The sequence below is a fragment of the Massilia sp. TS11 genome, assembly GCF_022012445.1.
Taxonomy (GTDB): Bacteria; Pseudomonadota; Gammaproteobacteria; order Burkholderiales; family Burkholderiaceae_D; genus Telluria.
The window spans coordinates 40,038-52,918 of sequence record NZ_JAKLTS010000015.1 but is presented as its reverse complement, the minus strand read 5'-3'; the positions used below and the strand labels follow the sequence as shown (position 1 = coordinate 52,918).

At 69.0% G+C, this 12,881-nt stretch carries 9 protein-coding genes; 4 read left to right on the top strand and 5 right to left on the bottom strand.

What is annotated here, in order from left to right; all coding sequences use genetic code 11:
- Nucleotides 1–4: 4 nt before the first annotated feature.
- From rbbA to trmB, 4 genes are all read left to right on the top strand, one after another.
- Nucleotides 5–2,749 carry a ribosome-associated ATPase/putative transporter RbbA gene (gene rbbA / locus LZ005_RS18605; RefSeq protein ID WP_237810003.1) on the top strand — a complete coding sequence of 915 codons (2,745 nt, stop codon included), beginning with the start codon at nucleotides 5–7 and terminating at the stop codon, nucleotides 2,747–2,749.
- Between the two features lies 1 nt (nucleotide 2,750).
- Nucleotides 2,751–3,884, top strand: coding sequence for an ABC transporter permease (locus LZ005_RS18600; RefSeq protein WP_237810002.1), 1,134 nt, complete (start codon nucleotides 2,751–2,753; stop codon nucleotides 3,882–3,884).
- A 3-nt stretch (nucleotides 3,885–3,887) separates the two neighbouring features.
- A complete protein-coding gene (locus tag LZ005_RS18595) occupies nucleotides 3,888–4,571 on the top strand; it encodes a CerR family C-terminal domain-containing protein (protein WP_237810001.1) in 684 nt (227 codons plus the stop codon).
- 128 nt (nucleotides 4,572–4,699) lie between these two features.
- Complete coding sequence (gene trmB, locus LZ005_RS18590) at nucleotides 4,700–5,380, top strand: tRNA (guanosine(46)-N7)-methyltransferase TrmB (RefSeq protein ID WP_237810033.1); 681 nt, start codon at nucleotides 4,700–4,702, stop codon at nucleotides 5,378–5,380.
- A gap of 4 nt (nucleotides 5,381–5,384) precedes the next feature.
- Here the strand turns inward: trmB and recQ are convergent, their stop codons facing one another.
- The 5 genes from recQ to LZ005_RS18565 form a co-directional block, all read right to left on the bottom strand.
- The gene (gene recQ / locus LZ005_RS18585) at nucleotides 5,385–7,214 is read right to left on the bottom strand and encodes a DNA helicase RecQ (protein ID WP_237810000.1); all 1,830 of its coding nucleotides are present in this window, start codon (nucleotides 7,212–7,214) and stop codon (nucleotides 5,385–5,387) included.
- 4 nt (nucleotides 7,215–7,218) lie between these two features.
- The gene (locus LZ005_RS18580) at nucleotides 7,219–8,052 is read right to left on the bottom strand and encodes an undecaprenyl-diphosphate phosphatase (RefSeq protein WP_237809999.1); all 834 of its coding nucleotides are present in this window, start codon (nucleotides 8,050–8,052) and stop codon (nucleotides 7,219–7,221) included.
- Nucleotides 8,053–8,115: 63 nt separating this feature from the next.
- Nucleotides 8,116–8,412 (bottom strand): YkgJ family cysteine cluster protein, encoded by a 297-nt coding sequence (locus LZ005_RS18575; protein WP_237810032.1) that lies wholly within the window; start codon nucleotides 8,410–8,412, stop codon nucleotides 8,116–8,118.
- Between the two features lie 42 nt (nucleotides 8,413–8,454).
- Nucleotides 8,455–11,133: an EAL domain-containing protein gene (locus LZ005_RS18570; RefSeq protein ID WP_237809998.1), complete on the bottom strand. Its 2,679-nt coding sequence runs from the start codon at nucleotides 11,131–11,133 to the stop codon at nucleotides 8,455–8,457.
- Between the two features lie 64 nt (nucleotides 11,134–11,197).
- A complete protein-coding gene (locus LZ005_RS18565; protein WP_237809997.1) occupies nucleotides 11,198–12,814 on the bottom strand; it encodes a PAS domain-containing methyl-accepting chemotaxis protein in 1,617 nt (538 codons plus the stop codon).
- Nucleotides 12,815–12,881 lie beyond the last annotated feature (67 nt).

Sequence of the window (12,881 nt, the reverse complement as noted above, 5' to 3'; positions counted from 1 at the left end):
CGGCATGCGCACGGATCCGCAGCCCTCTGCCGTCGCCAGTCTGGCCGGCGTCAGCCTGCGCTACGGCGCGGTGGCGGCGCTCGACGATGTCAGCGTCGCGCTGCCGGCCGGGGTCATGGTCGGCTTGATCGGGCCCGATGGTGTCGGCAAGTCCTCGTTGCTGGCGCTGGTGGCGGGTGCGCGCAAGCTGCAGTCGGGCGAGGTGCGGGTGTTCGGCGGGGACCTGAGCGAGCGGCGCTTCCGTAGCCGCGTCCAGCCGCGCATCGCCTACATGCCTCAGGGCCTGGGCAAGAACCTCTACCCAAGCCTGTCGGTGGCCGAGAATGTCGACTCGTTTGGCCGCCTGTTCGGCCAGGGCCGCGCCGAGCGCGCCGCCCGCATCGATGAACTGCTGACGGCCACGGGCCTCGCGCCTTTCCGCGACCGGCCGGCCGCCAAGCTCTCGGGCGGCATGAAGCAGAAGCTGGGCCTGTGCTGCGCCCTCGTGCACGACCCCGATTTGCTGATTCTCGATGAACCCACGACCGGCGTCGACCCGCTCTCGCGCCGCCAGTTCTGGGAGCTGATCGACACCATCCGCGCGCGTCGTCCGGGCATGAGCGTGCTGGTGGCCAGCGCCTACATGGAGGAGGCCGAGCGCTTTGACTGGCTGGTGGCGATGGACGCGGGCCGCGTGGTCGGCACCGGTTCGGCCAGCGAACTGAAAGCGCAGACCGGCAGCGCCACGCTGGAGGAGGCCTTTATCCGCCTGCTGCCGGAGGAGCGCCGCCGTGGCCACCAGGCGCTGGTGATTCCGCCGCGCCCGGCCGATCAGCAGGCCTGGGCGATCGAGGCCGAGGGCCTGACCCAGCGCTTCGGCGACTTCACCGCGGTCGATGGCGTGAGCTTCAAAATCGGCACCGGCGAGATTTTCGGCTTTCTCGGCTCGAATGGCTGCGGCAAGACCACCACGATGAAGATGCTTACCGGCCTGCTGCCGCCCACGGCCGGGCAGGCGCGCCTGTTCGGGCATCAGGTGGACGCGGGTAATCTGGAGAGCCGGCGCCAGGTCGGCTACATGTCGCAGTCGTTCTCGCTGTATGGCGAACTGACGGTGATGCAGAACCTGGACCTGCATGCGCGCCTGTTCCATCTGCCGGCCGCGCAGATCGGCCCGCGCATCGCGGCGCTGACCGCGCGCTTTGGCCTGGCGCCGTATGTCGACATGCCGGCCGCCGCGCTGCCGCTGGGGATCCGCCAGCGCCTGTCGCTGGCGGTGGCAGTGGTGCACAGTCCGCGCCTGCTGATCCTCGATGAACCCACCTCGGGCGTCGACCCGATCGCGCGCGATGAATTCTGGGCGCTGCTGGTGGAGCTCTCGCGCGAGCAGGGCGTCACCATCTTCATCTCGACTCACTTCATGAATGAGGCCGAGCGCTGCGACCGCATCTCGCTCATGCATGCGGGGCGGGTGCTGGCCAGCGACAGCCCGGCCGCGCTGCAGGCCGCGCGCGGCGCCGATAGTCTGGAGCAAGCCTTCATCGGCTATCTGGAAGAGGCCACCGCCGCCGAACGCAGCGCCACGCCCGCGCCCAGCGCCGCGCCCACGCCGGCAGCGGTGCGCAAGGCCGCGGCGCCGGCCGCCTTCAGCCTGGCGCGCCTGCTTGGCATCGCCTACCGCGAATCGCTTGAACTGCGGCGCGACCCGATCCGGCTGGCCTTCGCCCTGATTGGGTCGGTGCTGCTGATGTTCGTGCTGGGCCTGGGCATTTCGCTCGACGTGGAGAACCTGCGCTTCGCCGTGCTGGACCGCGACCAGTCGCCCGAGTCGCGCGCCTACATCGAAAACATCGCCGGCTCGCGCTATTTCGACCGCCGCGCCGATATCCGCGACGATGCCGACATGGCGCGCCGGATGGAGAGCGGCGAACTATCGCTGGCGGTGGAGATACCGCCGAACTTCGGGCGCGATCTGCGCCTGCTGCGCAGTCCCGAAGTCGGCGTCTGGGTCGATGGCGCGCTGCCCTTCCGCGGCGAGACGGCGCGCGGCTATGTGCTTGGCATGCACCAGGACTACCTGGTCAAGCTGATCACCGAAAAAACCGGCAATCGGCCGGAGCTGCTGCCCACCGATATCGCGCTGCGCTACCGCTACAACCAGGACTTCCGCAGCATCTACGCGATGGTGCCGGCCGTGATCCCGCTGCTGCTGATGTTCATCCCGGCGATCCTGATGGCCCTGGGCGTGGTGCGCGAAAAAGAACTGGGTTCGATCACCAACCTGTATGTGACGCCGGTGACGCGCACCGAATTCCTGCTCGGGAAGCAGCTGCCGTATATCGCTGTGGGGATGATCAGTTTTCTGGCGCTGGTGCTGCAGGCGGTGTACTCGTTCAAGGTGCCGGTCAAGGGCGATCTCGGCGCGCTGGCCCTGGGCACGCTCGTGTATGTGACGACCAGTACCGGTATCGGCCTGCTGATCTCCACCTTCACGCGCACGCAGATCGCGGCGCTGTTTGGCGCCGCCATCCTCACCATGCTACCGGCGATTCAGTTCTCCGGCCTGACCACGCCGGTCGGTTCGCTCGAAGGTATGGCCTACTGGATCGGCCAGTTCTTCCCCACGACTTACTACCTGACCCTGTGCCGCGGTGTCTTCACCAAGGCGCTGGGCTTTGCCGATCTGGCCGGCCAGTTCGCGGTGCTGCTGGCCTTTGTGCCGGTGCTGACTGCGGCCTCGGTCGCCCTGCTGCCAAAACAGGAAAAATGAGATGCTGCGCGATTCGCTGACCAACATCTTCCGCCTGGGCCTGAAGGAGCTGCGCAGCCTCGGTGCGGACACCGTGCTGCTGGTGCTGATCATCTGGGCCTTCACCGGCGCCATCTACAGCGCGGCCAAAGGCGTGGCGCAGGAGCTGCGCCAGGCGCCGGTGGCCGTCGTCGACGAGGACCGTTCGCCGCTGTCGCAGCGCCTGGTCGGCGCGCTCACGCCGCCTTACTTCCGGCCGGTGCAGCACCTGTCGCTGGCGCAGATGGACGCCGCCCTCGATCACGGCAAGGTGTCGTTCGTGATCATGATCCCGGCGAACTTCCAGCGCGACTTCGTGGCCGGCCGCCGTCCGACCATCCAGGTCAATATCGACGCCACCATCATGACCCAGTCCTTCATCGGCGCCAGCTACATCCGCACCATCTTCGCCGAGGAGCTCAATGAATATCTGACCGGGCGGCGCGACGGGGCCGAGCTGCCGGTGCGGATCGCGCCGCGCGTGCGCTTCAATCCGAATCTGACGGGCTTCTGGTTCGGCGGGGTGATGGAGACGATCAGCAATATCACGATGTTGACCATCATTCTGGTGGGCGCCGCCTTCATCCGCGAGCGCGAACACGGCACCCTCGAACACCTGCTGGTGATGCCGCTGACGCCCTTCCAGATCCTGGTGGCGAAGATCTGGGCCAATGGCCTGGCCGTGCTGATTGGCGCCGCAGTGGCCCTGATCGCGATCATCCAGGGCCTGATGGCGGTGCCGATCGCCGGCTCGATTCCGCTGTTCCTGTGCGGCGCCGCGCTGTATCTGTTTTCGGCGGCGTCGATCGGCATCTTCCTCGCCACGCTGGCGCGCTCGATGCCGCAATTCGGGCTGCTGGTCATCCTCACCATCGTGCCGCTGGAGTTGCTGTCAGGCGGGGTCACGCCGCGCGAGAGCATGCCCGAGATCGTCCAGAACATCATGCAGGCCACGCCCACGCCTTACTTCGTGCGCCTGGCCCAGGGCATTCTGTACCGCGGCGCCATCTTCCGCCAGGTCTGGCCCGATTTCCTCGCCATCGCGGGGATCGGCACTGTGTTCTTCACCCTGGCCTCGCTGCGTTTTCGCCGCTCGGTCTCGCAATCGCAGGGCTAAGCCATGCCGCGACATGATCGTGCCGAAGAGACCCGCCAGCGCCTGATCGCGGCCGGGATGCGCCTGTTTGCGCGCGATGGCTACGAGGCCGTCACGACGCGCCAGCTGGCCGAAGCGGCGGCAGTCAACCAGGCGGCGATTCCCTATCATTTCGGCGGCAAGGAGGGCGTCTACCTGGCCGTGGCCGAGCATATCGCCAGCGCCGCCGGCGCGCGTGTGCAGGCGCTGGCCGCTTCGGTACAGGCGCGCCTGCCGGCGGCGGATCAGACGGCCGTGCGCGCGCTGCTGCTGGAAGCCACCGTCGCCGTCGCCGAGGCCATCTTCGCCACCGGCGATCGCGGCGTCTGGGCCCTGTTCCTCGCGCGCGAGCAGTTCCATCCTTCGCCCGCCTTCGCGCAGCTGTATGCGGCCTTCGTCGAACCCGTGCACGCGCTGATCGGCGCCCTGATCGCCCGTCTGACCGGCAGCGCAGCGGACGCGGTCGACAGCGTGATGCTGACCCACGCCTACCTCGGGCAGATTCTGGCCTTCACCTCGGCCCACGCGACGCTCGAACGGCGCCTCGGCCAGGCCGCCGGGGACGACACCGCCGCCACGCTGGCGGCGATCCGCCGCTTCAGCGGGATGGCGATAGCGGGCATGGGGGCCGGCCGCGATGCGACAGCGGGCGTCGGTGCGCAGACCTGACGGTGTGATGCCTATTTCGCGCGCTGCCCTTGTTAGCGGCCGCCGTGATCAACCAGGGCGAGCCCCATGCTAGAATGTCGGCCCCGCCAAATGACCGACATGCCATGAGCAACGACGACACCCGCCAGATGCTGTATGACCCGACCGAGCGCCGTATCCGCAGCTTTGTCACGCGTGCCGGCCGTCTGTCGACCGGGCAGGCCAAGGCGCTCGAGCAGTTTGGCCCGGCCTTCCTGATTCCGTATCAGAAGGCGGCGCTCGACCTGCATGCGCCGTTCGGCCGCCAGGCCCCGGTGGTGCTGGAAATCGGCTTCGGCATGGGCGATTCGACCGCCAAGATCGCCCAGGCCATGCCGGACACGGATTTCATCGGCGTCGAAGTGCACACGCCCGGCGTGGGCAGCCTGCTCAAGCTGATCGGCGAACAGGGCCTGCGCAATCTGCGCCTGATCCAGCATGACGCGGTCGAAGTCCTCGACCACATGATTCCCGATGGCGCCCTGCACGGCGTGCACATCTTCTTCCCCGATCCCTGGCACAAGGCGCGCCACAACAAGCGCCGCCTGATCCAGGCGCCCTTCGTGGCCAAGCTGGTGCAGAAGATCGCGCCGGGCGGCTATCTGCACTGCGCCACCGACTGGGAGGACTACGCCGTGCAGATGCTGGAAGTGCTGTCGCAGGAGCCGCTGCTGGCCAACGCCGCGCAAGCCTATGCCGAAAAGCCGGCCTACCGTCCGCTGACCAAATTCGAGAACCGCGGCCTGAAGCTGGGCCACGGCGTGTGGGACCTGGTGTTCAAGCGCGTCTGAGCGCTTAGTCGCCGGCGTCGAGTGCGCCGATCAGGCGGATGATCTCCTCGCCATACGAGGCGAGCTTCTTGTCGCCCACGCCCGAAACGCCGCGCAGCGCGGCCAGGGTGGTCGGGCGCGCGCGCGCGATGTCGCGCAGCGTCGCATCCGGAAAAATCACATAGGCCGGCACATTGTGGGTGCGCGCCATCTCCACGCGCCACCAGCGCAGCTTGTCGAACAGCTGCTGTTCGTGCGCGCTCAGATCGGCCTCCACGTGGCCGCGCGGGGTGCTGGCGCGGCGCGCCTTGACCGGCTTTTCGTACTGGCGCAGCTGCACGCGCTGCTCGCCCTTGAGCACCGGGCGCGCGCTGTCGGTCAGCTTCAGCGAGCCATAGGCGTCGTGGTCGACCCAGACCAGGCCAAGCGCGATCGCCTGGCGCAAAATGGCGCGCCACTCGTCGTTGCCGCGGTCGCTGCCGATGCCAAACACCGACAGCGTCTGGTGGTGCCACTGCAGCACCTTCTCCGATTCCACGCCGCGCAGCACATCGAGCACATGGCCGGCGCCAAAGCGCTGGTCGACCCGGTAGATCGTCGAGAGCAGCTTTTGCATCGGCACCGTGCCGTCGAAGGACACGGGCGGGAACAGGCAGGTGTCGCAATTGCCGCACGGGCCGCTGTGCTCACCGAAGTAGGCGAGCAGGCGGATGCGCCGGCAGGACAGGGTCTCGCACAGGCCCAGCATGGCGTCGAGTTTGGCCGACAGCACGCGCTTGAAGGTCTCGTCGGCCTCCGACTCGTCGATCATGCGCCGCTGTAGCACCACGTCCTGCAGGCCGTAGGCCATCCAGGCGCTGGCCGGCAGGCCGTCGCGCCCGGCGCGCCCGGTCTCCTGGTAATAGCCCTCGATACTCTTGGGCAGATCGAGGTGGGCCACGAAGCGCACATCGGGCTTGTCGATGCCCATGCCGAAGGCGATCGTGGCGACCATCACCAGACTGTCTTCGCGCAGGAAGCGCGCCTGGTTGGCGGCGCGCGCCGTGTTGTCCATGCCGGCGTGGTAGGGCAGGGCGCGGATCCCATGCTCCTGCAGGAATTCGGCCGTCTCCTCCACCTTTTTGCGCGACAGGCAGTAGACGATGCCGCTGTCGCCCGCGTGTTCGCCTGTGATGAAGTCGAGCAGCTGCTTGCGCCCATTGGTCTTTTCGACGATCTGGTAGCGGATGTTGGGGCGGTCGAACGAGGACACGAACTGGCGCGCGTTCTCGAGCGCCAGGCGGTGCACGATCTCGGCGCGCGTCTGGGCGTCGGCGGTGGCCGTGAGGGCGATGCGCGGCACCTCGGGGAACAGCTCGTGCAGCACCGACAGGCGGATGTACTCGGGCCGGAAGTCGTGGCCCCATTGGCTGACGCAGTGCGCCTCGTCGATCGCGAACAGGGCGATGTGCGTATCCTGCAGCAGGTCCAGGCAGCGCTGGGTCAGCAGGCGCTCGGGCGCCACGTACACGAGATCGATTTCGCCGCGCCGCACCAGCTTCTCGATGCGCATCGTCTCATCGAAAGTCTGGGTCGAATTCAGGAAGGCGGCGCGCACGCCGACTTCGGCCAGGGCGTCGACCTGGTCCTGCATCAGCGCGATCAGCGGCGAGATCACCACCCCGACGCCGTCGCGCAGCAGGGCCGGAATCTGGTAGCACAGGCTCTTGCCGCCGCCGGTCGGCATCAGCACCAGGGCGTCGCCGCCGCGGCCGACATGCGTGACGATCTCCTCCTGCTGCCCGCGGAAGGCCGGGTAGCCGAAGATGGTCTGCAGCAGCTGGCGCGCCTGGTCGGCGACTTCGGTACCGCTCATGGCATCAATCGGCCCAGACCACCCACTGGAAATGTGCGGTCAGGAGGATCAGGGCGCCGAACACGATGCGGTACCAGGCGAAGGCAGAGAAGTCGTGGCTGCTGATGTAACGCAGCAGCCAGCGCACGCACAGGAAGGCCGAGACGAAGGCGGCCAGGCCGCCGATGCCAAACATCGGCAGGTCGGCGGCCGACAGCAGCGCGCGTTCCTTGATCAGCGAGTAGGCGGTGGCCGCAAACAGGGTCGGAATCGCGAGGAAGAAGGAGAACTCGGTGGCCGCCTTGCGCGACAGGCCAAACAGCATGCCGCCGATGATGGTGGCGCCCGAACGGCTGGTGCCGGGAATCAGGGCAAACGCCTGGGCGCAGCCGACCTTGAGCGCGTCCAGCCCGCTCATCTGGTCGATGCTGTCGATGCGCGCCGCACGTGGCTGCAGGCGCGCGCGCCGCTCGACGTAGAGGATGATCAGGCCGCCGATGATGAAGGCCAGGGCCACCGGCACCGGCGCAAACAGCCTGGCCTTGATCGCCTTGTTGAACAGCAGGCCGAGCACGGCCGCCGGCAGAAAAGCCATCAGCAGATTGGCGGCGAAGCGGTTGGCCTTGGGATCGCGCCCGAGGCCGGCCAGCACGCTGGCGATGCGGGCCCGGTATTCCCAGCAGACGGCGAGAATGGCGCCGGCCTGGATCACGATTTCAAACACCTTCTGCTTCTCGCCCGTGAAGTCGAGCAGGCTGCCGGCCAGGATCAGGTGGCCGGTGGAAGAAATGGGCAGGAATTCGGTGAATCCCTCGACCAGACCCATGACCAGGGCCTTGAGAGCAAGCAAGATGTCCATGCAGTGATTCGATAAGAGCGCGGCGCGCGGCAAGGGACGAAGCTTACCACGAGCCCGCTCGATTCAGGGACTGGCGGGCGCTGCGGGCAGGGTCTCGCGTTCGAGGATGCCGAGCCAGCGCAAGGCTTGCTCGCGGTTGTCGCCGCACATCTCGGCGCTTGGCTGCAGGCCGCTGCAGCAGGCGGGCCGCTCGGGCTGGCCGAAAATCTTGCAGTTCAGTTGTTCGTCGAGCTGGACGCAGGGCACGCCGGCCGGCTTGCCTTTCGGCATACCGGGAATCGGCGAGCTGATCGAGGGGGCGATGCAGCAGGCGGCGCAGCGGGGGCGGCAGGCGTGTTCCACAAGCGGGTCGGCAAACAGGGAGGGCCCAACAGTAGCACGGCGGCGCGGCCGGCGCCAGATTCAGGCCACGCGCGCCGGGCGCCAGGCAAAGTCGAACTGGCGCGCGCTCAGACGCGCTTCGATGGCGGCCAGCGGCAGCGGGCGCGCCAGCAGGAAGCCCTGCACCTCGTCGCAGCCGAGGGTTTGCAGAATCGCCAGCTGCTGCGGCGTCTCCACCCCTTCGGCCACCACCGTCATCCCGAGCGCATGCGCCATCGAGATGATGGCCTCGAACAGGATGCGGCCGTCGCTGCCCTGATCGAGGCCCTGGGTGAACGCGCGGTCGACCTTCAGGCCGTCCATCTGCAGGCGCTGCAGCTGCCACAGCGAGGAATAGCCGGTGCCGAAATCGTCGATGTGCAGGCGGATGCCGAGCGCACGCAGAGCGCGCAGCTGGGCCTGGACCTCGGCCTGCTCGCCCATCATGGCTGACTCGGTGATCTCGACTTCGATCAGATGGGCCGGGACCTGGTGGCGCGCCATCGCCTCGGCCAGCTGCTGGTCGACGCTGCCGCTGCCGAACTGGGTCGGCGAGACATTGATCGACAGCGGCACCAGCGGCAGGCCGCGCGCCTGCCAGTCGGCCAGCTGGGCGCAGGCCAGGTCCATCACCAGCGCGCCCAGTTCGCCCATCATGCCGTGGCTTTCGGCCAGCGCGATGAATTCGCCGGGGCCGATGGTGCCGCGCAGCGGATGCTGCCAGCGCAGCAGGGCCTCCATCGACAGCAGCTGGCCGCTGCGGGCGTCGATGCGCGGCTGGTACATCAGGAAGAACTGGCGTTCGGCCAGGGCCGTGCGCAGGGCCTGGCGCGCCTGGCTGCGCGCCTGCAGGTGTTCGAACAGGGCCGGGTGGAAGGGGCGCACCTGGCCCTTGCCGTCGGTCTTACCGGCATACATGGCGATATCGGCCTGCTGCAGCAGCACCTCGGCGCTCTGGCCATGCTCCGGATAGCAGCTGATGCCGATCGAGGCGCCGATGCTGTACTGGTTCTCGCCCAGCTGGCAGGGCTGGGCCAGGGCGCGCAGCACGCGCTCGCCCACGCTGTGGGCGGTGGCGATGCTCTCGACCGGGGCCAGCACCACCAGGAATTCGTCGCCGCCCAGGCGCACCACATGGTCGCCCGGGCGCAGCAGGCGTTGCAGACGCGTGCCGACTTCGGCCAGCACGCTGTCGCCGGCGGCGTGGCCGAGCGTGTCGTTGACCTGCTTGAAGCCATCGAGATCGATGAACAGCAGGGCCAGGCGGTAGCCGCCGGCGCCGGCCGCCTCCAGCATGCGCGGCAGCTCGGCGCGCAGCCAGTGGCGGTTGGGCAGACCGGTCAGCGTGTCTTCGTTGGCCAGCTTGGTCAGCTCGGTCTCGTGGCGCTTCTGGCGCGAGATGTCGTGCAGGGTCACCGCCAGGCCGGGACCGGCGCGCACCAGCGTGCGCTGCGCCCACTCGAGGCGCATGCGGCCGCTGCGCGGCATCTCGACGTCGCTCTGGGCGAAGCCGCTGTGCAGCGCGTCGGTGTATTCGTGCAGCAGCTGGGCGAAGTAGACCGGGTGGCCAGCGTGCAGCTGCGACAGGCGCATGCCGATCAATTCGGCCCGTCCCAGGCCATAGAAGGAGGCGCCGCGCTCATTGCAGTCCTGCAGACGGAAGTCGTGGATCTGGCCGCGCCCGTCGCGCTCCGGTTCGACTAGGAAGAAGCCGTCGTTGGCGTGCTCGGTGGCGGTGCGGTAGGCGGCGCGGATGGCCTGCTCGGCGCGCTCGCGCTGCAGCAGGCGCCAGCTGGCCAGCGCGCCGCCGAGGCCGGCCAGGCCAAGCAGCACACTGGCCAGCGTGGCCCACTGGCGGCGCGCGCGCTGGCTGGCCGTCAGCGCGGCGCGCGCCGGTCCCTGGGCCAGGCCGACCAGGGCCTGCACCGGATAGGCGCGCACCGTCTGCCAGCCGAGCGCGCGCGCTTCGCCATCGGGGAAGGCGCGCGCCGGCACCAGGGTGGCGCCGGTCTCGCTGCTGCCGCCCGGCCAGGGCAGGTCGCGCAGCAGCTCGGTGCGGCCGTCGGCGCTGGCCAGCTGGGCGATCGCGCCGTTGTCCTCGAGCAGGCGCAGGGCGACCAGGCCGGACGGACCGAGGCCGAGGCCATCATCGAAGGCGGTGAAGTAGGCGGCGTCGATCTGCAGCAGGATGACGCCGTCGAAACCATCGTCGGCCGTGTCGAGCCGGCGCGAGAAGGCGATCCAGTCCTGGCCGTGCGGGCCGCGCGCCGGCAGCTGCAGGCGCAGCGCGGTGGAGATGTGGTTGCGGTGGTAGGCGAAGGCCGGGCTGTCGGCCAGCTGGGGCGGGGCCAGCTGCGGGCGCGTGCTGCTGCGCAGCCGGCCCTGGGCGTCGTACAGGCTGATGGCGGCGAAGGCGGCGTCGGCGAACATCCCCTGGCGCAGCAGGGTGTCCATCGCCAGGCGGCCGCCCGACTGCTCCCAGTCGTATTTGAGCTGCAGGCTGATATGGTCCATCTGGCCGAGCGAGCGGCCGAGGAAGTGCTCGTACGCCTGGGCGTAGTTGTGGGCTTCGCGCAGCAGACTCGCCTCGGCCTGCAGATCCTCCTCGGCGTCCTGCCAGCGGACCGCGCTCCACAGCGCGGCCAGGATGGCCAGGGCTAGCAGGGGCCAGATCAGCAGGCGGGCGCCGTCCTGGCGCAGGGTTGGGGCGGTCAGGTCCATCGTGGGGGCGTGGCAGGCACAGACCCCCATGCTAGCCGGTCAGCATGACCGGCGTGTGACCGGCTCAGGCGGCGCGGCGCAGGGCCGGCAGCGCGGCCTTGGCGGTGCGGCGCAGATCGACGGCATCGCGTTCGCTGGCGGTGCGGTCGCGCGTGTTCAGACGGAACAGGCTCATGGCGTCGTACAGGGCGGCCACTTCCTCGTTGAGTGACGTGGCCGATTCGGCCAGCTCTTCCACCATGCTGGCGTTCTGCTGGGTCACGCGGTCGAGCTCTCCGATCGCGCTGTCGATCTGGGCGATGCCGTCCTGCTGGGCGGCGGCGTCGGCGCTGATCGAATCGAGCATGCGGCGCACCTCGGCGATGGCCTGCATGGTCTGGGCCATGCGTTCGCTGGCCGCTTCCGACTGGACGTTGCCGGCCGCGACCTGGGACTGCGAATGGGTGGCCAGCTGCTTGATCTCGCGCGCGGCGTCGGCCGTGCGGGCGGCCAGCGCGCGCACCTCCTGCGCCACCACGGCGAAACCGCGCCCGGCCTCGCCCGCGCGCGCTGCTTCGACAGCGGCGTTGAGCGCCAGGATATTGGTCTGGAAGGCGACCGCCTCGATGATGTGCGAGAACTCGCCGATGCGCTGGGCCGAGTCGGCGATGGCGTGCATGGTGCTGCGCATCTCGGTCACCGTCTGGGCGCTGTGTTCGGCCTGCTGGTGCATGCCCTGGGCCAGGCGCGCGCCATCGGCCGCGCTGGCGGCGCTGCGTGTGAGCGTGTCGCGCATTTCGTGGATGGCGGCCGAGGTCTGTTCGAGCGCGCTGGCCTGGTTCTCGGTGCGCGCCGCCAGGTCCTCGTTGCCGGCGGCGATCTGCTGGGTGGTGGTGCGCACGCGTTCGATCTCGTCGCGCGTGTCGCGCACCACCGTGCGCAGATTGACTTCGACCTGGTGCAGCGCCTGTTCGAGCGCGGCCAGGTCGGAGCGTTCGTGCTGGGTGATCTCGCGCGACAGGTCGCCGGCGGCCATGCGGTAGGCTTCGGTCAGCATGGTGTGGGTGCCGCGCCGGCGCACGTGGCTGCCCCACAGGTTCAGGGCCAGGGCCAGCGCCAGTGCGGCAGCCAGGCCCGCGGCGAGGCCGCCGGCCAGGGCCGCCAGCACGCTCAGGCCGCACGCGCCCAGCTGCAGCAGCAGGGCCGGCCAGGCCAGGCGCGGCAGCGCGCGCTGCAGACGTCCGAGCACTCCGGCGCGCACCACTTTGCCGGCCGCCAGGGCGATCCCGCTGTCGCCGCGCGCCAGCCGCTGGTACAGGGATTCGGCCGCCTGCACCTGGGCACGCGAGGGCATCACCCGCACCGACAGATAGCCGGTCACGCGCTCGCCATCGCGCATCGGGGTGGCGTTCGCATGCACCCAGTAGTAGTCGCCGTTCTTGCGCCGGTTCTTCACCACGCCCGACCATGGCCGCCCCTGTCCGAGCGTGGCCCACATGTCGCGGAAGGCTTCGGCCGGCATGTCCGGATGGCGCACCAGATTGTGCGGCTGGCCGAGCAGCTCTTCGCGGCTGAAGCCACTGGCGGCGATGAAGGCCGGATTGCAGTAGGTGATGCGGCCTTTGGTGTCGGTCACGCTGACGAGGCTCGACTCCGGGGCGAGCTTGTACTCGGTCTGCGTGACGGGAAGGTTTTGACGCATGGGTAGTCTCCGGCAGGGGCTGGGCGGGGCACGGAGTTACTGTACATCAATTTTGTTCTCTCTGGAA